This window comes from Serratia sp. 121840015-1 (genome assembly GCF_053627655.1).
Genome location: NZ_JBSEYF010000001.1, coordinates 1306878 through 1327721 on the forward strand (window position 1 = coordinate 1306878; position 20844 = coordinate 1327721).

Below are 20844 nucleotides of genomic sequence, written 5' to 3' on the forward strand. Positions count from 1 at the left end.
AAAGGCGCCTTGCGGCGCCTTTAACGGGTTTCCAAAGCCGGCGTTCGCCGGCTTTGTTATTTCAGCGCAGCCAGCGCTGCGTCGTAGTCCGGCTCGGTGGTGATTTCGTTCACCAGCTCGCTGTACAGGACGTTGTCCTGGCCATCCAGCACCACGACCGCACGCGCGGTCAGGCCTGCCAACGGGCCTTCGGCGATTTCGACGCCGTACGCCTGCTTGAACTCGGCGCCGCGCAAAGTGGACAGGGTGACCACGTTGCTCAGGCCTTCCGCGCCGCAGAAGCGAGACTGCGCGAACGGCAGATCGGCGGAGATGCACAGCACCACGGTGTTATCCAGGCCGCTGGCCAGCTGGTTGAATTTACGCACCGAAGTCGCGCAGACGCCGGTATCGATGCTTGGGAAGATGTTCAGGACTTTGCGTTTACCCGCGAAGCTGCTCAGCGCTACGTCTGACAGGTCTTTGGCAACCAGTGAGAAGGCCTTGGCCTGTTCGCCCTGCTGTGGCAGTTTGCCCGCTACGCTGACCGGATTGCCTTGAAAATGTACTGTCTGAGTCATTGCTAGATTCCTTTTACAGGTGTTTATACAAAGGGTATGAACCTGATGAAACGGCGCACCGGCAACGGCATTTAACATCAGGTTCACACCCTGGCGCCAGTTTATGACAACCGGGGCGGATTGGATATCAAAGTTTGCTAAATAGTTGTATATATTAGGCTGTTCTATAAAACATCACCGGCGCATCAGCCTGGCTGAATGCGCAGTTTTCGCTCAGGAGCCGTTATGAGAGACATGCGTTTTTACCCGGAAGCCTGGCCGCTGCATACCGCCTTCGTGATTGCGCGCGGCAGCCGCACCGAAGCCCGGGTGGTGGTGGTCGAAATCGAACAGCAGGACGTGCGCGGCATCGGTGAGTGCACGCCGTACCCGCGCTACGGCGAAAGCGAGGAGTCGGTGATGGCGCAGTTGGCGGAGATGGCGCCGGCGATCGCACAAGGCATGACCCGCGAACAGCTGCGGGTGCAGATGCCGGCGGGCGCCGCCCGCAACGCGCTGGATTCGGCGCTGTGGGATCTCGAGTGCCGCCTTCACGGGCAGAGCCTGTGGCATCTCAGCGGCGTGACGGCCCCGGCGCATATCCGTATGGCGCAGACCGTCAGCATCGGCACGCCGGAAGCGATGGCCTTCGCCGCGCGTGAACTGGAGCAGCAGGGCGCTACGCTGCTGAAGATCAAACTCGACGATCACTATATCAGCGAACGATTGGTCGCGATCCGCGCTGCGGTACCCCAGGCGACGCTGATCGTCGACGCCAATGAATCCTGGCAGGCGGAAGGGCTGGCGGCGCGCTGCCAGCTGCTGGCCGATCTCGGCGTGGCGATGCTGGAGCAGCCGCTGCCGGCCGGTGACGATGCCGCGCTGGAGCACTTTATTCATCCGCTGCCGATCTGCGCCGATGAAAGCTGCCACACCCGCGCCGATCTACCTCGGCTGGCGCAGCGCTATCAGATGGTCAACATCAAACTGGACAAAACCGGCGGCTTGACCGAGGCGTTGGCGCTGGCGCAGGCCGCGCGCGAACAAGGGTTCGCCATCATGCTCGGCTGCATGTTGTGTACGTCGCGGGCGATATCCGCCGCCTTGCCGCTGGCGCCGGCGGCGCGCTTCGTCGATCTGGACGGCCCGACCTGGCTGGCGCGGGACGTCGAACCGGGCCTGGCGTTCGAATGCGGGGCGATCGTCGATATCGCCCCGTAGGGATTAATTCGGGTAGGTCAGCAGCTCGGTCATCGCGTCGATGTAGCGCTCGCTGGCGGCATCGGCGGAGATCGGCGGGAATTCGGCGGTGATGCACGGCAGCGACAGATCCGCGCACCAGCTGCCAAACGAACCGGGCGTTTCATAACCGACGCTGGTCACCAGCGGCAGCTCGAACTTGTGCGCTAGCCAAACGCCGAGCCGCGAGCTGGCGGGATCTTCGATGCAGGCCAGCGGCTCATGGAACGACACCACCCAGTGCGGCTTCAGGCGATGGATCAGGTGACACAGCGCCTGAGTTTCCGGTTCGGAACCGGGGCGCCCGCCGGTGGAGAGCTTGACGTCGCGCACCGGCGCCGCGCTGTTCCAGCGGTAGACGATGTCGCCGGAGCGCCAGTTGGCGGCCGGGAAGTTGCGGTTCAGATCGACGCCGTTGGCATTGGCGCGCAGCCCCAGTTGGCAGCCGTCGGGGTTGACCGCCAGCACCACGTGGTGCCGCAGCCGCTCGGGGGCGATGCTGCGCAGCGCGCAAGACAGGGTCACGATGGCGGCGCTCTCATCGCCGTGGGTGCCGGCGATGATAAGGCCGGTCTCCGGGCCGCTGACCGCCGCCGGGAAATAGAGCAGCGGCGCGCCCAGCAGCGAGCTGCCGTAGTTCTCTCCTGCGACGGCCAACTGGCCACGTTCACTGCGCGGTCGATGTTCGGTCATGGTGTTGTCCCTGAGTAAAAGGCCGAGAGTCATTGTCATTTTATTCAGTGTATTACGCTTTGAGGCATCTTTCCCATCGCAATTGTGCGGCGTTTGCGCGATCTGTGACGCGGCGGCGGTGAAAACGCCAATTAAACCGCACCTGGCCTGACGCTGTTGTTATACTAACGGCAGTGCTAAGCCAATCACCCGCAAGAGGATTTAACATGCCAGTAGCCAGAATCATCGCCAGCTATAGCGAAAATGAAAATGACACCATCACGCTGCTGTGCGGCGTGGACGCTGAAAACCAGATCCGTCAGGGGGAGTGGTTCGGCGTGGTGAAAAACGACGACGGGCGCGGGGACGAATCGAATTATCCGTTCACCCTGCATATCGATTACCAGAAAGATGTCTTCTACCTTGATTACGGCTACGACGACGCCGACGCGCGCCAGCTGCAAAAAACCGATATTTCGGCCCGTCCGCTGGCCGAGAAAGGCTTTTTCACCGTGTTCGATGAAGAAGAAGGCGAAGAGTTCAGCTACCGCATCAACAGCATCCACCTGTACGACTAACGGTCGCTGCTGCAAACACCGCCCGTGCCGCCCTGCGCCGCACGGGTTTTTTATCGCCTGAATCGCACTTTTTGCAACTTCTCGGCCGTGAGCGCTAGGCCGGACGGATCTTGTGCTATATGATAAAAAATTCAGATGGTTAACGGGGGAACATCATAATGACGGCAAGAAAAATGCAACGAGGTTTTCGTTTGGCGCTTTGCGCGGCGGCGATCGGCGCCTGTATGAGCAGCGCCATGGCGGCGCAGGTTCCCCCGGGCACCGCGCTGGCGGCCAAACAGGAAATCGTGCGCCACATTAAAGACGAACCGGCCTCGCTCGATCCGATTAAAGCGGTTGGCCTGCCGGAGGCCCAGCTGGCGCGCGATTTGTTCGAAGGGCTGGTCAATCAGGACGCCAACGGGAAAGTGATCCCCGGCGTCGCCACGCGCTGGCAGACCAGCGACAACCAGACTTACATTTTCCATCTGCGTAAAGACGCGCGGTGGTCAAACGGTGACCCTGTCACGGCGAAGGATTTCGTCTACAGCTGGCAGCGGCTGGTAGAGCCGAAAAACCTGTCACCGTTCGCCTGGTTCGCGCAGTTGGCGGGGATCCAGAACGCCGAGCAGATCATCAGCGGCAAATTGCCGGCCGATCGCTTGGGCGTGTCGGCGCCGGACGACTATACCCTCAAAGTGCAGCTGGACAAGCCGGTGCCTTATTTCGTCAGCCTGACGGCCAACTTCAGCCTGTTCCCGGTGAATAAGGCGGTGGTGGAAAAATACGGCAACGACTGGACCAAGGTCGGCAATCTGGTGGGCAACGGCGCGTTCAAACTGCAGGAGCGGGTGGTGAACGAGAAGCTGGTGCTGACGCCTAACGATCATTACTGGGATCATGCGCATACCGTGCTGACCAAAGTGACTTTCGTACCCATCAACCAGGAATCCAACGCCACCAAGCGTTACCTGGCAGGTGACATCGATATCACCGAATCCTTCCCGAAAAACATGTATCAGAAGCTGCTGAAAGACATTCCGGGGCAGGTGTACACACCGGATCAGCTCGGCACCTATTACTACGCGTTCAACACCCAGCGCGCGCCGACCAACGACGTGCGGGTGCGCCAGGCCTTGTCCTACGCCATCGATCGCAAGATTATCGCGGAAAAAGTGCTGGGCACCGGCGAAAAACCGGCCTATCACTTCACGCCGGACGTGACCGCCGGGTTCAAACCGGAGGCGAGTTTGCTGCAACAGCAATCGCAGGCGGAGCTGGACGCGCAGGCCAAGGCGTTGCTGCAGGCGGCCGGCTACGGCCCGAACAACCCGCTGAAGTTGACGTTGCTGTATAACACTTCGGAAAGCCACCAGAAGATCGCCATCGCCGTGGCCTCGATGTGGAAGAAGAAGCTCGGCATTGACGTCAAGCTGCAAAACCAGGAGTGGAAAACCTATATCGACAGCCGCAACACCGGCAATTTCGACGTGATCCGCGCCTCCTGGGTGGGTGACTATAACGAAGCGTCGACCTTCCTGTCACTGCTGACCTCGACCCACAGCGGCAACATCGCCAAGTTCAAGAACGCGGACTACGACAAGCTGCTGGCGCAGGCGGGGCGGGAAACCAATCCGGCGGCGGTGACCGCCGATTACAACAAGATGGAGCAGATCATTGCCGACCAGGCGCCGATCGCGCCGATTTACCAGTACACCAACGGCCGCCTGATCAAACCGTGGGTAAAAGGCTACCCGATCACCAACCCGGAAGACGTGGCCTACAGCCAGACGATGTATATCATCAAACACTGAGTCGATTTATTTATCGCCCCCGCCTAATGCGGGGGCTTTATTTTATCGACGATGCAACGAAGACGATAATTAATTTTCCCACGCGATAAACCCCGTTTAATAATAAACAGGGTTGCCATCATCATATGATTATTTCGTTATTTCAGAGAGAGGTTACGCTTATAGACAGTCCCGCATGGCATCCACCACCACGCGGCCGCTCATGTCGGTCTGGGTGATGCGGTAGCTGGTGGGGTACGAGCGTCGGGTGCTGAAACGATCGTGGACGGAGACCTTGCCAATCTGCAGGCCGGCGGCGTTCTTCACCACAAACTCACTGATCTCTTCCTGGCCCTGGTTTTGCAAATGGATATTACTGATTTTTTCCAGCGTATCGCTGGCGTTTATTTTTAAATGGTCGCGTAACATAACTACCTCCTCGTAGTGAGAAAAGTATATGCCCCTAAAATTTGCGCTGAAACAGCTTTGTGTTGATTTATTATTATCATTTTGAATTAAAAATGATAGCAATATGTTAAGTCATAATAATAACGGCATTGCCAGCGCTTTATCGGCGATATTGCCTGATTTGTCGGCAAAGGTTTATTTCATTGCCGTTATTATTAGTCTGCATTAATGGGGAAAAGCGCCTGCCTGGCCGCCGGGGCGGGAAAGACGCAGGCGACGTTGTGCCCGCAGCCGGGAACGATCGTTAACCGATGCGGCTTATCCGGCGCCAGGTAACGCCGGTCATAGTCGGCATAGGCCAGGGCACGTTGCAATCGATAGGGGCCCTGCAGCTGGGCGGCGCAGGATTTGTCGAGTATCCGATAGTAGGCGCCCGGCGCGGTGCCGGTATCACCGGCGGCGGCCAGGTAGGAGATATCCGCAGCGGCATAGCGCCCGCGGGCCGCATCGGCAGTGCGCTGCAGGTGAGCGGGAAGCGCTTCCAGGCCGTATTTCCACCGGTTGGCCTGTGGGCACTGGCCGGCGTTCAGCGTTTGCCAACGGAAGCGGCAGGCTGTTTCACTGCCGCAGCTCCCCCCGTTTATTGGTTGGGGGCGCAGATTATCAAAATAGAGCCAGCTGCCAGGATCGGCCACCACATAGCGCAGCCGCACCCCGCCTGGCGGATGGGCAAAGCCGACATAATGTTGCACGAACTGGGCGCCGGCAGAGAAACCGGCCACGGTTATCGTCTGCAGCGACGGCCAGCGCCGTTTCATATCGGCCAGCAGGTTATCCATGGCGTTGAATGAGCCAGTCTTCCCGGCATTATCCAAACCACCCTCGATCCAGGAACCGCAGCGCCACAGGGCGTCGCCGTCTTGCGGCTGGGGCAGACCGGCGGAATGGCAGTGGACGGCGAGTTTTTCCGGCACCTGGAACAGCGGGGCGGCCAGTAAAGTATCACCTCCCGCTCCTGCCGCCTGCGCGGCGTCGATCGCCGCTTGCAGCGTTTTAACGGCGTCGCGTGGATGACCGTGCATTACCACCAGTGCGTTACGCTGCTGGGCGCTGTGCTTCTGGGCGACATAGTAAGAAAAATTGCCGCCGGCCGTCGCGACCCGTAAAGGGGTAGACATGCGTTCCAGCGCCGGCTCCGCGCGCAGCGGTTGGCTGGCGAACAGCAGCAGCGCCGCCATGGTACAGAGCAGGCGCCGCAGCACAGCCAAGTTCAATGCAAAATGTCTTGCGCCTGATTCAGTACTTCCCGCCATCGTCGTTCCTCACCCGTTCGCAAATGTGGCTTCGCCTGAAGTATAGAGCACGCTTTTTGCCCGGCGTGAAAACTGGCGTTACAGCTGGCCTTTGATCTCCAAGGTGTTAACGCTAGACTCAGCAACATAAGCAAGAGTGAGGGGATAAATGAATGGATGTGATTGAGGGGAGCGAGCTGCAGGTCGCCGATGCGGTTTATGCCTACCAGCTGGACGGCAAGGGGGGCGTAACGTCGATCGAGCAGGATGACAAGATCACCTGCGACGCGCCGTGCTGGCTGCATCTCGATTATGCGCACCCGGCCAGCGCCGAATGGCTGAGCACCACGCCGCTGCTGCCGGACTCGGTGCGCGAGGCGCTCTCAGGCGAAAGCTCGCGGCCGCGCGTCAGCCGCCAGGGTGAAGGCACCATGATCACCCTGCGCAGCATTAACTTCAACGCCAACTCCCGGCCGGATCAACTGGTCACCATCCGCGTGTACATCACCGATAAACTGATTATCTCCACCCGGCACCGCAAGGTGTACTCCATCGATCAGGTGGTGAACGATCTGCAGAGCGGCGCCGGGCCGACCAACAGCGGCAGCTGGCTGGTGGAGATTTCCGATGCGTTGACCGATCACACCAGTGAATTTATCGAGGATCTGCACGACAAGATTATCGATCTGGAGGACGCCTTGCTGGAGCAGCAGGTGCCGGAGCGCGGCCAGCTGGCGTTGATCCGTAAACAGCTGATCGTGCTGCGCCGTTACATGGCGCCGCAGCGCGACGTCTTCGCTCGGCTGGCCAGCGATCGCCTGCCGTGGATGAGCGACGACGATCGCCGCCGCATGCAGGACATCGCCGATCGCCTGGGGCGGGGATTGGACGATCTGGACGGCAGCATCGCACGCACTGCCATTTTGTCCGACGAAATTACCACGGTGATGGCCGACGCGATGAACCGCCGCACTTACACCATGTCATTGTTGGCAATGGTCTTTTTACCTACCACCTTCCTGACCGGGCTGTTTGGCGTCAACCTCGGCGGCATTCCGGGCAACAGCGCGCCGTTTGGCTTCGGCACTTTTTGCCTGATGCTGCTGGCCCTGGTGGGCGGCGTCGCCTGGTGGCTGAAGCGCAGCCGCTGGCTGTAGGCAAAAATGACGAAAACCCGGTTAACATTGAGCAATATCAACATTTAGCCGGGGGAAATGGGGCATGATCTCTCTCGCAGGTGAATGCAACGTCAAGCGATGGGCGTTGCGCTCCATAATTGTCTTACTTTCTTATTTTTGAATTACTGCATAGCACATTTGATTCGTACAATGCCGGTTTAATCACCGGCATTTTTTTATTCGGCTTTTACTCTGCTTCAGGCCGCGCTTTCATCCCAGAAGCTGGCTTCAATCTTGTGCCCATCCAAATCCCGAACAAAGCAGCCGTAGTAAGCCTCACCGTAGTGCGGCCGCGAACCGGGCGCGCCTTCATCGACGGCGCCGGCCAGCAGCGCCTGACGATGGAATTCATCCACCTGTTGCTTGCTGGTCGCGAAAAAGCCGACGTGCGTGCCGTTGCCGGGCGCGGCAGGCCGGCCGTCAATCGGCACCTGCAGCCAAAACTCCGGGTAGTCGCGACCGTAACCGATGGCGCCGGGATGTTCCAACACGCGTCGGCAACCCAAGGCGGCCAGCGCACGATCGTAAAAGGCCGCGGCGGCCTCGAAATCGTTGGAGCCTAGCGAGACGTGGGACAGGCAGGGGGTAATATTCATTGCGCGCTCTCCAATTGACTGTATAAATAAACAGTATAGGGTAAAAACGGCACTGCCCAGTAAATTTTGCGCAAACTGTGAACAGGATCGAGATCGTCGAGAGCGGGGAATGTCGCCGCTTGCAGAGGGCAAGCGGCGAGAGGGGCTTATTTGATTTCCAGCACGTTCAACCGCTCTGGCGCAGGCACCGCATCGTCTGAGTCTTCCGGCTGCCAACCGACCGGTTGCATCGGGATGTCTTCGCGATCGAAGGCCAAATCGCCGCCGTCCACCACGGCGCTACCGTGGTGAATGCCTTTGAAATCGAACAGATTGATATCGCTCAGGTGCGAAGGCACCACGTTTTGCATGGCGCTGAACATGGTTTCCAATCGGCCAGGGTAACGCTTGTCCCAGTCGCGCAGCATGTCGCCGATCACCTGGCGTTGCAAATTAGGCTGCGAGCCGCACAGGTTGCATGGAATGATCGGGAACGCTTTGGCGATCGAGAAACGCTCGATGTCTTTCTCGCGGCAATAGGCCAGTGGGCGAATGACCACGTGTTTGCCGTCGTCGCTCATCAACTTGGGCGGCATGCCTTTCATCTTGCCGCCGTAGAACATGTTGAGGAACAGCGTTTGCAAAATGTCGTCGCGGTGGTGGCCCAGTGCGATCTTGGTGGCGCCCAGTTCGGTGGCGGTGCGGTACAGAATGCCGCGGCGCAGGCGCGAGCACAGTGAACAGGTGGTTTTGCCTTCCGGGATCTTGTCTTTGACGATGCTGTAGGTGTTCTCTTCGACGATCTTGTACTCCACCCCCAGGCTTTCCAGATAGGCGGGCAGAATATGCTCCGGGAAGCCGGGCTGTTTCTGATCGAGGTTCACCGCGACTAACGAGAAGTTGATCGGCGCGCTCTGCTGCAGGTTGCGCAGGATCTCAAGCATGGTGTAGCTGTCTTTACCGCCGGACAGGCAGACCATGATGCGGTCGCCTTCTTCAATCATATTGAAATCGGCGATCGCTTCGCCCACGTTGCGGCGCAGGCGCTTTTGCAACTTGTTCAGGTTGTACTGCTCTTTTTGGCTAACGGATTGCTTTTCTGACATTTAAATCGTGCTCATTCTCAATGGGGGGCACTAGGGGCATGGCGTTGTAGACCGCGAGTTTACCATTCAACCGGCCGGTTTTGATCATTATTCATCATCCAGCCGCCACGCACCCGACGCGAGGTCTGTATGGTACGGATTGTGGCGATGAATACCAGCAGGTTTTTCGGCTCACAGCATTCGCCGTCATTTGAACGACGGCTTCGAGGGAACGTTGTTTCGCGGTGCGGGTCTCATCTCAGTCAGAACTTACACCGAGAGGCACAGAGAGCATGAAAGGAATCACTGTTGTTGGACTTTGCGCATCGTTTTTTGCTTACGCAGAAAACGCACTGGCGTTTGACACGATGCCTGTTGGTTTGAGCGAACCGACCGAAACCGTCGTACTGGTACCGCGAGAGCAAAAAGAGCGTCTTGATGGCAAGGATAAGGGAGATGCACTTTATTGTTACTATGACGGGAAACTATTTTCGCTGGGCGCCACGTTCAAAGACAAGGTTTGTGCTTTAGCGGAGATTAGAACGGATAGGCCATTCTCGACACGCGTCATGGCGCAATGGATAAAAGAAAAAAGCGCGGCTCGTTAAGTGTGAGGCCCTTGAGCATAGAGGGCCACCGCTGATTCAAACGGCATGTGAAAAACAGGGCGCGAATCGCTCGCGCCCTGAAGGGGATTACTCAGTGGCGGATTTTTCCGCCTTGCCGGCCAGCAGGCTGAGGAAGTCGTATTTCTCCTTCAGCTCTTTCTCGGCGGCCTGATACAGCGCGCTGGCCACTTCCGGCTGCTGCGAGTTCAGGCGGCGGAAACGCTGTTCTTTCAGCAGCGTTTCCGCCAGGCTGCTGTTCGGCGGCCGCGAATCCAGCGCCAATGCCGCCTTGCCCTCGGCGCTGCGGCGCGGATCGAAGCGGTACAGCGGCCAGAAGCCGGTGGCGGTCAGCTGTTTCATCTGATCGTGGCTGAGCGCCAGATCGTAGCCGTGCTCTTCGCACGGGCTGTAGGCGATGATCAGCGACGGGCCCGGATAGGCCTCGGCCTCCTGAATCGCTTTCACCGTCTGGTTAAGCTGCGCTCCCAGCGAGATCTGCGCGACGTAGACATGGCCGTACATCATCATGCTGACGCCCAAATCCTTGCGCGCCTTGCGCTTACCGTGTTCACCGAACTTGGTCACCGCACCGAGCGGCGTGGCCTTCGACTGCTGGCCGCCGGTGTTGGAGTAACATTGGGTGTCGAGCACCAGCACGTTGACGTTTTCCGTCAGGCTGAGCACGTGATCCAAACCGCCGAAGCCGATGTCGTAGGCCCAACCGTCACCGCCGATCAGCCAGATGGATTTATCCACCAGGTAGTCGGCGTCGGCCGCCAGCTGGCGTGCGTCTTCGCCTTCGAGACTCGCCAGCAGCGTGCGCAGTTCGGCGATTTGCTTACGGCGCGGCTCCGGCGCCACGTCGTCCATCTGCAAGGCATTGACCAACTGCTCCGGCAGCTGCGGCGCCAGCGAATTCAGCAGACGCAGCACCCGTGCGCGATGTTGATCGACCGTCAGACGGAAGCCCAGGCCGAATTCGGCGTTGTCTTCGAACAGCGAGTTGGCCCACGCGGGCCCGCGCCCTTCGGCGTTGGTGGTGTAAGGCGTGGTCGGTAGGTTGCCGCCGTAGATCGACGAACAGCCGGTGGCGTTGGCGATCAGCAAACGGTCGCCATAGAGCTGGGTCAACAGCTTGATGTACGGCGTTTCGCCGCAGCCGGAACAGGCGCCGGAATACTCGAACAGCGGCGTGATCAGCTGCGAAGTGCGAATGTCGATGCGCTCCAGCTGCGCCGTATCGATTTCCGGCAGCTGCAGGAAGAAGTCGTAGTTGTCTTTCTCAGCCGTCAGATTATCGAGGCGCGAAGCCATGTTGATGGCCTTGATCTCCGGGTTCTGGCGATCTTTCGCCGGGCAGACCTCGACGCACAGGTTACAGCCGGTGCAATCTTCCGGCGCTACCTGCAGCACGTATTTCTGGCCGCGCATATCGCGCGCTTTGACATCCAGTGACTGCAGGGAAGCAGGGGCGTGCTCCATCTCCGCCGGCTGAACCACCTTGGCGCGAATGGCGGAGTGCGGGCAGGCGGCGACGCAGTGGTTGCACTGGGTGCATAGGTCGGGCTGCCATACCGGGATCTCTTCGGCGATGTTGCGCTTTTCCCATTGGGTGGTGCCCACCGGCCAGGTGCCGTCCGGCGGGAAGGCGGAAACCGGCAGCGCATCGCCCAGCCCGGCCAGCATCGCGGCGGTAACGGTTTTGACGAAGTCCGGCGCGGCGTCCGAGACCACCGGCGGGCGCATCGGGCTGCTGTCGTCGATCGGCTGCAGTGGAATTTCGGTCAGTGCGCCACGGGTGGCGCCCAGCGCCTGCCAGTTGCGCTCAACGATCTCCTGGCCCTTGCTGCTGTAGCTGCGGGCGATGGCATCCTGCAGCTGTTGCAGCGCCACGTCGCTCGGCAGGATCTGCGTCAGGTGGAAGAACGCCATCTGCATTACGGTGTTGATGCGCGCGCCGAGCCGGCATTCGCGCGCCAGCTTGGCGGCGTTGATGATATAGAAACGCGCCTGGCGCTGGTGCAACAGCGCCTGAACCTCCTGCGGCAGGCGCGACCAGACCTCGTCGGCGCCGTAAGGGGTATTGAGCAGGAAGGTGCCGCCGGGCTTTAGGCGTTCGACCATCTGGTACTTATCGATAAACTGCAACTGGTGGCAGCCGACGAAGTCTGCGTGGCTGACCAGGTAGGCCGAATTGATCGGCTGCTCGCTGACGCGCAGGTGCGACACCGTCAGGCCGCCGGCCTTTTTGGAGTCGTAGACGAAATAGCCCTGGGCATACAGCGGCGTGGCGTTGCCGATGATTTTGATGTTGTTCTTGGTGGCCGAGACCGAGCCGTCGCTGCCCAAACCGTAGAACAGCGCTTCCAGCGAGGCGCGCTGCGGCAGGATTTCGTCGCTCAGCGGCAGCGAAAGCCCGGTGACATCATCGAAGATGCCGACGGTAAAGCGCGGGCGCGGCTGCGGCTGGGCCAGCTCGCGGAACACCGCCAGCGCGCAGTCCGGGCCGAACTCTTTCGACGACAGGCCGTAACGGCCGCCGATCACCCGCGGCAGCGTGGCGCGTGCACCCTGGCTGTAGGCTTCCGCCAGCGCGGTCATTACGTCCAGATACAGCGGTTCGGCCAACGCGCCCGGTTCTTTGGTGCGATCGAGCACCGCGACGCTGCGCACGCTGTCCGGCAGCGCGCCGAGCAGGTATTTGGCGGAGAACGGCCGGAACAGCCGCACCTTCAGCACGCCGACTTTCTCGCCGCGGGCCAGCAGGGTGTCAATCACCTCTTCGCAGGTGCCGGCGGCGGACCCCATCACCACCACCACGCGCTCGGCCTGCGGGTGGCCGTAATAGTCGAACGGCCGATAGTGGCGGCCGGTAAGGGCGGCGAAGGCCGCCATGGCGTCGATCACGTGCTGGCCGGTGGCGTCATACCAAGGGTTGGTGGCTTCGCGCGATTGGAAATAGGTGTCTGGGTTGGCGGAAGTGCCGCGCACCACCGGATGATCCGGCGATAGCGCCCGGCTGCGGTGAGCGTCGATCGCCGCCTGCGGCAGCATTTGCCGCAGCGTATCGTCGCTGAGCGGCACGATCTTGTTGATTTCGTGCGAGGTGCGGAAGCCGTCGAAGAAATGGATAAACGGCACACGTGCGTTGAGGGTGGCGGTCTGCGAGATCAGCGCGAAGTCCTGCGCTTCCTGCACGCTGCCGGCGCACAGCATGGCACAGCCGGTCTGGCGCACCGCCATCACGTCCGAATGATCGCCGAAGATAGACAGCGCGTGCGTGGCCACGGTGCGCGCGGCGACGTGCAGCACGAACGGCGTCAGCTCGCCGGCCAGCTTGTACAGCGTCGGGATCATCAGCAGCAGGCCCTGCGATGAAGTGAACGAGGTTGACAGCGCGCCGGTTTGCAAGGCGCCGTGCACGGTGGCGATCGCGCCGCCTTCCGACTGCATTTCCACCACCCGGGGGATGTCGCCCCAGATGTTTTGCCGGCCATCGCCGGACCAGGCATCCGCCTGTTCCGCCATGGTGGAACTCGGCGTGATAGGGTAGATGGCAATCACTTCGTTGGTGCGATAGGCCACGGAAGCGACTGCATTATTACCATCTGTAGTTATCATCGACGTTACCTTTTCATTGCTCACAAAGCCGCGAAAGCGCACTTTCGCAGTAATGGAAAAAAGTCTAACAGAGGGTTTGAACATGGCTTTATCGTGTTTGTGTGGCGGGTGATAAATCGTCAAAGGCGTATTTCCTCGCCGATTGGGTGCCGGCGGCAATAAATTGTTTTCACCGTTTAAAGACAATTTATTTCCGGCGCGTCATAATTGCGCATCGGCAAACTGACAGAAGAAAACCATGAGCGCATTTGTGTATTTGACGATGGCGATAGTCGCGGAAGTGATCGCCACCACCATGTTGAAAGCCTCCGAAGGCTTTACCCGCCTGTGGCCGTCGCTGCTGGTGGTGCTGGGCTACGGCGTGGCATTTTGGGGGCTGTCGATGGTGGTCAAGAGCATGCCGCTGGGCATCGTCTATGCGATCTGGTCGGGCATGGGCATCGTGCTGGTGTCGGTCGCGGCGGTATTCGTTTATCAGCAAAAATTGGATTGGCCGGCGATCGTCGGTATGGGATTAATTATTGCCGGCGTGCTGGTGATTAATTTACTGTCCAAAGCTTCGGTGCACTGAGTGTTATTTTAATGTGAAAAAAGGCCGGCGTGACAGCAAGTCGCGCCGGTTGAAGAATTCAGCCATCATTCACTGAAAATAGTGGAATGCTAATTACTTAGCGCCGCCAGCATAGACGCAAATATCCTCCTCTCCGGTAGCAAAAAATGCGCCGTCATACTGAAAGCACGCGAAGATAATGAATACCGATATTGCGGGAGAAATCTCCCCGTCGGCAGCAGTGACGTTATCACTTTCTGCGTGCGGCCAGGGCCGGGTAGCGGGTGGCGCCGTCACGTTTGGCACCGCGCGCCGGTGTGGAAATATTCTGCAAACAAAATAAATGTCCGGTCGGCGCAAAAAAACGACAAATAATGGCTGGAATATATTTTCATTATTTATATATCGAGCTAGATTAAACAAGTTTGCATCAAAGATAGCGAAACGTGTCCGCCAAGTGACGCGCGTTATCAGCAATGGCGATTTTACACAGCGCAGTTCCGGGTTCAGGAGTGGGATAATGACGACATCAAAATGGCTGCTTGCCAGCGCCGTGCTGCTTTTAGCCGCCTGCAGCAGCAATAACGAAGAGCCAGTACAGCAGGGCAACAGTGCCAGAATCAATACGTTGCAGACCAGCGCCGGTTGCGCGGCGGTCGGCGGCGTCACCACCATTGCGCACAACCTGAACGGTGAAGCGCTGCGCATGTGCCAAATGCCGAACGGCAAGCAGTGCGAAGAACGCACGCTGGGCCTGGGCAGCTGCGCCGGGTAAGCCCGCGGCGCCAGGCCCAGCGTGCAGGATCAATACACCCAATCGCGCAGGGTATAGATAAGCGTGTGGCCGCTGCCGTTGAGCGTCAGCTGCTGGGCGTTTAGCGTCACTTCGGCGCCGTTTTCCAGCACGGTGCCGATCACCCGATCCCAGCGGTTGCGCTGTTCATCAGGGCACAGCCTGCGCGTCGTGGCCAGCGGTTTCACCGTCAGCACGCCGTCGCGTAATTGCCCCTGGCCGAAGAAGCGGTTGCACATCGTGCCGGAGACATGCAGGCTCTCGCCGAACTCCAGATTGAGCAGGCCGCCACCCGCCGGTGATTTCGCCGTTTCGCCATCCACGCTCTGCAACACAAAGTTGTGATGTAACAGATCGCCTGGCGTGACGGCCGTGTGTGGTTTCATGCTGCACCCCGTTAAGGCCAGCGCCGCAAGGGCGGCTACCGTGGTTTTTCTCATCGCGTTCTCTCAAATAAACAGGGCGCCGCAAGGGCGCCCCGAGGTTACGCTCAGGCGTTCAACTGGTTCGGGCAGGCTTCGCCGCGTTCCAACTGGCTGATGTTCTGCAGCGTGGTTTGCGAAATGCTGGTCAGCGCCTCTTCGGTCAGGAAGGCCTGATGGCCGGTAAACAGCACGTTGTGGCAGGCCGAGAGGCGGCGGAACACGTCGTCTTGAATCACGTCGTTCGACTTGTCTTCGAAGAACAGATCGCGTTCGTTCTCGTAAACGTCCATCCCCAGCGCGCCGATTTTCTGCTGCTTCAGCGCGTCGATGGCGGCGGTGGAGTCGATCAGCGCGCCGCGGCTGGTGTTGATCACCATCACGCCGTTTTTCATCATCGCGAAGGCATCGGCATTCAGCAGATGGTGGTTTTCCGGCGTCAGCGGGCAGTGCAGGGTGATCACGTCGGACTGCGCGTACAGCGTTTTCAGATCGACATACTCCGCGCCCAGTTCCAGCGCCTGTTCGCTCGGGAAGGGATCGTAGGCCAGCAGCTTCATGCCAAAGCCTTTCAGAATGCGCATCGTCGCCACGCCGATTTTACCGGTGCCGATCACCCCGGCGGTGCGGTTATGCATGTTAAAGCCGATCAGCCCTTCCAGCGAAAAGTTGGCGTCGCGGGTGCGTTGATAGGCGCGGTGAATACGGCGGTTCAGGCACATCATCATGCCTACCGCGTGCTCTGCCACGGCCTCCGGCGAATAGGCGGGCACGCGCACCACCTTGATGCCCAGTTCCTGGGCGGCGTCCAGATCGACGTTATTAAAACCGGCGCAGCGCAGGGCGAGAATTTCGACGCCCAGCGCCGCCAGTTCTTCGAGCACTTCACGGCTGCCGTCGTCGTTAACGAAGAGGCACACCGCCTTGCAACCGGCGGCCGTTTTGGCGGTTTTTTTACTGAGTAAAAAGTCGAAGAATTCCAGCTCGTAGCCAAACTGCTGATTCACCAGTTCGAGATATTTACGGTCATACTGTTTAGTACTGTATATCGCCAATTTCATCGTGGTTTCTCCACCGTGATTTTGTGATCAATTTAACAGATTTTAGTAAATTCGACAATTGGTTAGCCATTTTCGACGCGGGCGATATGGCCGCTGCCGGGCAGTTGCGGAGGCGTGATACGGTGGAGGGAAGGCGACGGTGGCGGCAGGCGGCAAAAAAATCCCCACGGGGGTGTGGGGAATGGCTTCTCTAGTACACAGTTAGCTAGCAGCTAAACTTTTATTAGAATGGTTGCAAGACTATTAATCATCAACGGTAACGACAATAACAAAAGTCTGAAAACTGTCCTATTTATGTGATGTATATGTAACGAAAATCTACAATCCCGCACACGTTTGCGCCAAAAAGGTGCAAATCGCTTCTGGAACCGCACTCAGCTTCACCCTATGTCAAATTCGTGCCATCATTATTGTCAATTCAGGCATAGACTTAACGAATGCCTAACTCAGGAACAAGCAATCATTTAATGACCAGGCGATTGAAAGTATTCATAGGGACGGTGGCGGGCTGTGCAATTCTGGTGTTGGCGTTGTGGCAAACCCTGCCGCGCTGGCTGCCGGGAGTGCTATCGCATTGGTTACCGGCGGGGAGCCGGCTGGAATTGCAGGGCAATTTGCACTGGCGCCAGGGCGGCCTGGCGTTGGCGGGGGCGCGTTTCACCGCGGAAGATTGCCTGCTGGCCAACGTCGGGCCGACGCGGCTGGCTTATCACCAGGGCCGCTGGCAGCTGTCGAGCGATAAGGTCAGCGTCGACAGCGCCTGTTTGTCAAAACTGCCGGGCGGAGATGCCAACAGCGCGCCGCTGGCGCTCGATCAGCTGCAGCGGGAGCTGCCGTCGCTGGATCTCACCCTTAATGACCTGACGCTCATTCCCTGGCAGCGCTACGCCGGCAAGCTGCAGCTTTCCTCGGGCCCTGACGGGCAACGCCTGCATTATCAGGGGCCGAATCTCAGCGCCGAGGCGCAGCTGGATGAAAAACAGCAGCTGACGTTGCAAAGTCTGACCATCGTCCCGCCCAACAGCGCGCAACCGCTACACCTCGCCGGCAAGATAACCATTCCGCTGGATTTGGCCAGCCTGCCGACGCAGGGGGCGTTGCAGGGGGAAATGCAGACCGCCTATCTGGAAAAACCGGTGTTGCTGGACATGCGCTGGCAACAGCAGCAGGGCGTGTTGACGGTGAGCGAAAAAGGCGACGATCGCCCGCTGGCGGTGTTGCCGTGGGAAGTCGCGCCGCAGCGGCTCAGCATCAAGCAGGGCGAGTGGCGTTGGCCGTACAGCGGGCAGCCGTTGAACGGCGGCCTGAACATCGCGCTGCATGACTGGAGCAAAGGGTGGGATGAAACGGAGATCAGCGCGCGGCTGAACGTGATCACCGCCGGCCACAACGGCAAGGGCAATGCGGTGCTCACCCTCGGGCCGGGCAAGGTAGGGTTGACCGACAGCGATCTGCGCTTCCAACTGACCGGCCAGGCCAATCTGGCCGATTTCTCCACCACCGCGTCGATCCCGGGCGTGATTGGCGGCAGCATTCTTAATCCGACGCTGGTGCTGCAGCCGGGGGCGCTCCTGCGCCTGTGGGGCAAGGTGACGCCGGAAATGACGCTGGAGGAAGCGCGTTTACCGCTGGCGGGCGTGAAGGTGACCGCCGCCGGTATCACCGGCCGCCTGCAGGCGATTTTGAGCGCCAGCGACAGTTATTGGGGGCGCTTCAAGCTGCACCTGGACGGCCAGGCGCAGGATTTCTGGCCGGACAAGGGTGACTGGCAGTGGCGCTACTGGGGCAACGGCCGGTTGCCGCCGCTGCAGGCCGCCTGGGACGTTGCCGGCAGCGGCCGCTGGCAGGACAGCGAGCTGGTGCTCGACAAACTCTCCACCGGCTTCGACAAATTAAAGTACGGTCTGGTGACGGTCGCCGCGCCGCGCCTGAGCCTCAACCAACCGCTGCGCTGGCGGCGCGATGAACAAAACCCGCAGTTCAACGGCGAGCTGCAGCTGGCGGCGGATAAGGTCAGCTTCAGCGACGGCGGCCATCTGCCGGCGCCGGTGCTGGCGCTGCAGCTGAACGGCCGTTCGCCGGACAGTTTCCAGCTGCAGGGCAAACTGCAGGCACAGCAGATCGGGCCGATCGCGCTGCGCGGCCGCTGGGACGGCGAACGCCTGCGTGGCGAAGGCTGGTGGCCGAAACAGTCGCTGAAGGTCTTCCAGCCGCTGCTCGCGCCGGATCTCAATCTCACGCTGCGCGAGGGCGAGTTTTATGCGCAGTCGGCGTTTTCCGCCGCCCGCGAGCAGGGCTTCGAAGCCGGCGGCCACTGGGTGGTGAAAAACGGCGGCATGTGGCTGAAGGACGGCGAAATGAGCGGTCTGGATTTCATCCTGTCGTACCGGTTCAAGCAGCATCAGTGGCTGCTGGGTGCCAAACAGCCGGTATCGCTGCGCATCAAGTCCTTCACCAACCTGTTCGAGATGCAGAACATTTCCGCCGATCTGCAGGGCACTTATCCCTACAGCGAAAGGCAGCCGCTGACGTTGAGCAACGTCGGCGTGGACATGCTCAACGGGCATATCAGCCTGTCGGCGCTGCGGTTGCCGCAGCATGACGCCGCGGTGCTGAAGCTGGACAAGGTCGATCTCAGCGCGCTGTTCACCGCCCTGAAACCGAAGCAGTTCGCCATGTCCGGCCGCGTCGACGGCGAGCTGCCGCTGTTCCTGAACCACCCGAAATGGCTGGTGCAGAACGGCTGGATCGCCAACGCCGGCACGCTGACGCTGCGGCTGGACAAAGACATGGCCGACGCCATCGGCAGCAACAACCTGGCGACCGGCGCGGCGATCGACTGGCTGCGCTATATGGAAATCAACCGTTCGCACGCCCGGGTCGATCTCGATAACCTGGGCGAGCTGACGCTGAGCGCGCGCATCGACGGCATCAACCCGCAGAAGAGCGCCAAGCGCGAGGTGATCCTGAACTATCGCCATCAGGAAAATGTGTTTCAGCTGTGGCGCAGTTTGCGCTTCGGCGACAATTTACAGGAGTGGCTGGAGCAGGCCCTCTCACAACCTGGGGAACAACAATGAAAATCATGAGTGTGCCGACGCTGGCAGCGCTGCTGTGCGTTTCGCTGCTGAGCGGCTGCGTGCCGCGCATCGAGGTGGCGACGCCGAAGGATCCGATCACCATCAATATGAACGTCAAGATCGAGCATGAAATTCATATCAAGGTGGATAAGGACGTCGAAAACCTGCTGAAAACCCAAAGCGGTCTGTTCTAGGAGCCGACATGAAAAAACGTTATTTGTGGCTGGCCGGCGCTGCCTGGTTGTTCAGCGGCGTGGTGATGGCACTGACGCTGGATGAGGCGAAGCAGCAAGGGCGAGTAGGCGAAACCCTGAGCGGCTATATCGCGCCGGTGAAGCAGGACGCGGAAACGCTGGCGCTGGTGAAGCGCATCAACGCCGGCCGCGCCGAGAAGTATCAGGAAGTGGCGGACGGCAACCACATCGCCGTCGACGAAGTGGCGCGCATGGCCGGGCAGAAGCTGGTGACGCGGGCGCAGAGCGGTGAGTATGTGCGCGGCATCAACGGCCAGTGGCTGCAGAAATAAAAAAAAAAGCGCGCCGTCTGGCGCGCCAAGAGATACGGATAGATGATTATTATGAGGGTAGTGCAGGTTTGACAGGACGTGTGTCTTGTCCGGCAGGGGCGTGGTGCCCCTGCGCAGGGTCTTAGGCAGCAACCACCTGAGACAGGGCCGCCTTGGCGTCTTCCTGGGCTTTGGTCGCCACTTCCGGGCCGTAGGCGATGCCTTCCGCGAAGACGAACTCCACGTCGGTGATGCCGATGAAGCCCAGGAACAGACGCAGGTAAGGCTCTACCAGGTCGGTTGGAGTGCCTTTGTGGATGCCGCCGCGGCTGGTCAGGATCACGGCGCGTTTGTTTTTCACCAGGCCTTCCGGACCGTTTTCGGTGTAGCGGAAGGTTACGCCGGCGCGGGCAACCAGATCGAAATAGTTTTTCAGCTGGGTCGGGATGTTAAAGTTGTACATCGGCGCGGCAATCACGATGACGTCATTGGCCTGCAGCTCGGCGATCAGCTCGTCCGACAAGGCCAGCGCTTCTTGTTGACGCGGGGTCAACGGAGCATCGGAAGGACGCAGCGCGCCGACCAGTTCACCATCCAGCACCGGGATTGGCTGCGCGGCCAGATCGCGTACGGTGATGGTGTCGCCGCTGTGGACGTTGCTCCATTGCTCTACGAAGAAATCGGCCAGTTGGTTAGACTGAGAGTAGGTCGCCAGGATGCTTGATTTCAGAACCAATACTTTGCTCATCGATAATTCCTTACGTTGTGACAGTGACATCAGGACTCAGCGTCCCTTGCATGAAGTACATGCTATTCACATTCCCCCAACAGTGATAGCGCAATATTTCGAGATCTTCGTTCGATTT

General features: G+C 59.7%; 20 protein-coding genes. 10 read left to right on the forward strand and 10 right to left on the reverse strand.

Features of this window, described 5'->3' with window-relative positions; all coding sequences use genetic code 11:
• Window positions 1-56 precede the first annotated feature (56 nt).
• Window positions 57-560, reverse strand: a complete 504-nt coding sequence (tpx, locus tag ACUXAC_RS06340) for a thiol peroxidase (protein WP_004930536.1) — start codon at window positions 558-560, stop codon at window positions 57-59.
• A gap of 225 nt (window positions 561-785) precedes the next feature.
• Between tpx and ycjG the strand changes: the two genes are divergently transcribed.
• A complete protein-coding gene (ycjG, locus tag ACUXAC_RS06345; protein ID WP_060418587.1) occupies window positions 786-1760 on the forward strand; it encodes an L-Ala-D/L-Glu epimerase in 975 nt (324 codons plus the stop codon).
• A gap of 3 nt (window positions 1761-1763) precedes the next feature.
• Here ycjG and mpaA read toward each other — a convergent pair whose 3' ends face one another.
• A complete protein-coding gene (mpaA, locus tag ACUXAC_RS06350; RefSeq protein WP_421115015.1) occupies window positions 1764-2471 on the reverse strand; it encodes a murein tripeptide amidase MpaA in 708 nt (235 codons plus the stop codon).
• 206 nt (window positions 2472-2677) lie between these two features.
• Here mpaA and ACUXAC_RS06355 point away from each other — a divergent pair, with 206 nt between their 5' ends.
• Window positions 2678-3028 (forward strand): hypothetical protein, encoded by a 351-nt coding sequence (locus ACUXAC_RS06355; RefSeq protein WP_025302994.1) that lies wholly within the window; start codon window positions 2678-2680, stop codon window positions 3026-3028.
• Window positions 3029-3186: 158 nt separating this feature from the next.
• Entirely contained in the window at window positions 3187-4821 is a 1635-nt protein-coding gene (locus tag ACUXAC_RS06360) for a peptide ABC transporter substrate-binding protein (RefSeq protein WP_387441249.1), read from the forward strand.
• Between the two features lie 159 nt (window positions 4822-4980).
• Here ACUXAC_RS06360 and ACUXAC_RS06365 read toward each other — a convergent pair whose 3' ends face one another.
• Together ACUXAC_RS06365 and ACUXAC_RS06370 are read right to left on the reverse strand one after the other, a co-directional pair.
• On the reverse strand, window positions 4981-5229 hold the full coding sequence (locus ACUXAC_RS06365) for a hypothetical protein (protein ID WP_004930507.1): 249 nt from the start codon (window positions 5227-5229) through the stop codon (window positions 4981-4983).
• Between the two features lie 194 nt (window positions 5230-5423).
• Window positions 5424-6446 carry a hypothetical protein gene (locus tag ACUXAC_RS06370; RefSeq protein ID WP_387441893.1) on the reverse strand — a complete coding sequence of 341 codons (1023 nt, stop codon included), beginning with the start codon at window positions 6444-6446 and terminating at the stop codon, window positions 5424-5426.
• 227 nt (window positions 6447-6673) lie between these two features.
• Here ACUXAC_RS06370 and zntB point away from each other — a divergent pair, with 227 nt between their 5' ends.
• On the forward strand, window positions 6674-7657 hold the full coding sequence (gene zntB, locus ACUXAC_RS06375) for a zinc transporter ZntB (RefSeq protein WP_187322463.1): 984 nt from the start codon (window positions 6674-6676) through the stop codon (window positions 7655-7657).
• 218 nt (window positions 7658-7875) lie between these two features.
• Here the strand turns inward: zntB and ACUXAC_RS06380 are convergent, their stop codons facing one another.
• Together ACUXAC_RS06380 and ttcA are read right to left on the reverse strand one after the other, a co-directional pair.
• On the reverse strand, window positions 7876-8274 hold the full coding sequence (locus ACUXAC_RS06380) for a VOC family protein (RefSeq protein ID WP_060418601.1): 399 nt from the start codon (window positions 8272-8274) through the stop codon (window positions 7876-7878).
• 146 nt (window positions 8275-8420) lie between these two features.
• Window positions 8421-9359, reverse strand: a complete 939-nt coding sequence (gene ttcA / locus ACUXAC_RS06385) for a tRNA 2-thiocytidine(32) synthetase TtcA (RefSeq protein WP_049198275.1) — start codon at window positions 9357-9359, stop codon at window positions 8421-8423.
• A 272-nt stretch (window positions 9360-9631) separates the two neighbouring features.
• Here ttcA and ACUXAC_RS06390 point away from each other — a divergent pair, with 272 nt between their 5' ends.
• Window positions 9632-9946, forward strand: coding sequence for a hypothetical protein (locus ACUXAC_RS06390; protein ID WP_387441244.1), 315 nt, complete (start codon window positions 9632-9634; stop codon window positions 9944-9946).
• An 87-nt stretch (window positions 9947-10033) separates the two neighbouring features.
• Here ACUXAC_RS06390 and nifJ read toward each other — a convergent pair whose 3' ends face one another.
• Entirely contained in the window at window positions 10034-13567 is a 3534-nt protein-coding gene (nifJ, locus tag ACUXAC_RS06395) for a pyruvate:ferredoxin (flavodoxin) oxidoreductase (protein WP_387441242.1), read from the reverse strand.
• 238 nt (window positions 13568-13805) lie between these two features.
• Between nifJ and ssmE the strand changes: the two genes are divergently transcribed.
• The gene (gene ssmE, locus ACUXAC_RS06400) at window positions 13806-14138 is read left to right on the forward strand and encodes a multidrug efflux SMR transporter SsmE (RefSeq protein ID WP_148876714.1); all 333 of its coding nucleotides are present in this window, start codon (window positions 13806-13808) and stop codon (window positions 14136-14138) included.
• A 499-nt stretch (window positions 14139-14637) separates the two neighbouring features.
• Entirely contained in the window at window positions 14638-14892 is a 255-nt protein-coding gene (locus ACUXAC_RS06405) for a DUF333 domain-containing protein (protein ID WP_015377999.1), read from the forward strand.
• A 29-nt stretch (window positions 14893-14921) separates the two neighbouring features.
• Here ACUXAC_RS06405 and hslJ read toward each other — a convergent pair whose 3' ends face one another.
• Both hslJ and ACUXAC_RS06415 read right to left on the reverse strand, forming a co-directional pair.
• Window positions 14922-15350, reverse strand: a complete 429-nt coding sequence (hslJ, locus tag ACUXAC_RS06410) for a heat shock protein HslJ (protein ID WP_225528732.1) — start codon at window positions 15348-15350, stop codon at window positions 14922-14924.
• A gap of 50 nt (window positions 15351-15400) precedes the next feature.
• Window positions 15401-16393 (reverse strand): 2-hydroxyacid dehydrogenase, encoded by a 993-nt coding sequence (locus ACUXAC_RS06415; RefSeq protein WP_038880333.1) that lies wholly within the window; start codon window positions 16391-16393, stop codon window positions 15401-15403.
• Between the two features lie 467 nt (window positions 16394-16860).
• Between ACUXAC_RS06415 and ACUXAC_RS06420 the strand changes: the two genes are divergently transcribed.
• Genes ACUXAC_RS06420 through ACUXAC_RS06430 form a run of 3 tightly spaced genes read left to right on the forward strand, consistent with a single transcriptional unit; the run spans window position 16861 to window position 19999 of the window.
• Window positions 16861-19473: a YdbH family protein gene (locus tag ACUXAC_RS06420; protein WP_387441239.1), complete on the forward strand. Its 2613-nt coding sequence runs from the start codon at window positions 16861-16863 to the stop codon at window positions 19471-19473.
• Window positions 19470-19667, forward strand: coding sequence for a YnbE family lipoprotein (locus ACUXAC_RS06425; protein WP_387441237.1), 198 nt, complete (start codon window positions 19470-19472; stop codon window positions 19665-19667). The genes ACUXAC_RS06420 and ACUXAC_RS06425 overlap by 4 nt, the downstream gene beginning before the upstream one ends.
• Before the next feature lie 8 nt (window positions 19668-19675).
• Complete coding sequence (locus tag ACUXAC_RS06430) at window positions 19676-19999, forward strand: YdbL family protein (protein ID WP_060418625.1); 324 nt, start codon at window positions 19676-19678, stop codon at window positions 19997-19999.
• Between the two features lie 121 nt (window positions 20000-20120).
• On the opposite strand, the gene azoR is transcribed toward ACUXAC_RS06430, so the two are convergent.
• Window positions 20121-20726 carry an FMN-dependent NADH-azoreductase gene (azoR, locus tag ACUXAC_RS06435; RefSeq protein ID WP_225528734.1) on the reverse strand — a complete coding sequence of 202 codons (606 nt, stop codon included), beginning with the start codon at window positions 20724-20726 and terminating at the stop codon, window positions 20121-20123.
• Between the last annotated feature and the right edge of the window lie 118 nt (window positions 20727-20844).

What these genes read in the sequence shown, in the direction of transcription:
- tpx (WP_004930536.1), bottom strand. Translation starts at nt 560, where the DNA reads ATGACTCAGACAGTACATTTTCAAGGCAATCCGGTCAGCGTAGCGGGC.
- ycjG (WP_060418587.1), top strand. Translation starts at nt 786, where the DNA reads ATGAGAGACATGCGTTTTTACCCGGAAGCCTGGCCGCTGCATACCGCC.
- mpaA (WP_421115015.1), bottom strand. Translation starts at nt 2,471, where the DNA reads ATGACCGAACATCGACCGCGCAGTGAACGTGGCCAGTTGGCCGTCGCA.
- ACUXAC_RS06355 (WP_025302994.1), top strand. Translation starts at nt 2,678, where the DNA reads ATGCCAGTAGCCAGAATCATCGCCAGCTATAGCGAAAATGAAAATGAC.
- ACUXAC_RS06360 (WP_387441249.1), top strand. Translation starts at nt 3,187, where the DNA reads ATGACGGCAAGAAAAATGCAACGAGGTTTTCGTTTGGCGCTTTGCGCG.
- ACUXAC_RS06365 (WP_004930507.1), bottom strand. Translation starts at nt 5,229, where the DNA reads ATGTTACGCGACCATTTAAAAATAAACGCCAGCGATACGCTGGAAAAA.
- ACUXAC_RS06370 (WP_387441893.1), bottom strand. Translation starts at nt 6,446, where the DNA reads ATGGCGGCGCTGCTGCTGTTCGCCAGCCAACCGCTGCGCGCGGAGCCG.
- zntB (WP_187322463.1), top strand. Translation starts at nt 6,674, where the DNA reads ATGGATGTGATTGAGGGGAGCGAGCTGCAGGTCGCCGATGCGGTTTAT.
- ACUXAC_RS06380 (WP_060418601.1), bottom strand. Translation starts at nt 8,274, where the DNA reads ATGAATATTACCCCCTGCCTGTCCCACGTCTCGCTAGGCTCCAACGAT.
- ttcA (WP_049198275.1), bottom strand. Translation starts at nt 9,359, where the DNA reads ATGTCAGAAAAGCAATCCGTTAGCCAAAAAGAGCAGTACAACCTGAAC.
- ACUXAC_RS06390 (WP_387441244.1), top strand. Translation starts at nt 9,632, where the DNA reads ATGAAAGGAATCACTGTTGTTGGACTTTGCGCATCGTTTTTTGCTTAC.
- nifJ (WP_387441242.1), bottom strand. Translation starts at nt 13,567, where the DNA reads ATGATAACTACAGATGGTAATAATGCAGTCGCTTCCGTGGCCTATCGC.
- ssmE (WP_148876714.1), top strand. Translation starts at nt 13,806, where the DNA reads ATGAGCGCATTTGTGTATTTGACGATGGCGATAGTCGCGGAAGTGATC.
- ACUXAC_RS06405 (WP_015377999.1), top strand. Translation starts at nt 14,638, where the DNA reads ATGACGACATCAAAATGGCTGCTTGCCAGCGCCGTGCTGCTTTTAGCC.
- hslJ (WP_225528732.1), bottom strand. Translation starts at nt 15,350, where the DNA reads ATGAGAAAAACCACGGTAGCCGCCCTTGCGGCGCTGGCCTTAACGGGG.
- ACUXAC_RS06415 (WP_038880333.1), bottom strand. Translation starts at nt 16,393, where the DNA reads ATGAAATTGGCGATATACAGTACTAAACAGTATGACCGTAAATATCTC.
- ACUXAC_RS06420 (WP_387441239.1), top strand. Translation starts at nt 16,861, where the DNA reads ATGACCAGGCGATTGAAAGTATTCATAGGGACGGTGGCGGGCTGTGCA.
- ACUXAC_RS06425 (WP_387441237.1), top strand. Translation starts at nt 19,470, where the DNA reads ATGAAAATCATGAGTGTGCCGACGCTGGCAGCGCTGCTGTGCGTTTCG.
- ACUXAC_RS06430 (WP_060418625.1), top strand. Translation starts at nt 19,676, where the DNA reads ATGAAAAAACGTTATTTGTGGCTGGCCGGCGCTGCCTGGTTGTTCAGC.
- azoR (WP_225528734.1), bottom strand. Translation starts at nt 20,726, where the DNA reads ATGAGCAAAGTATTGGTTCTGAAATCAAGCATCCTGGCGACCTACTCT.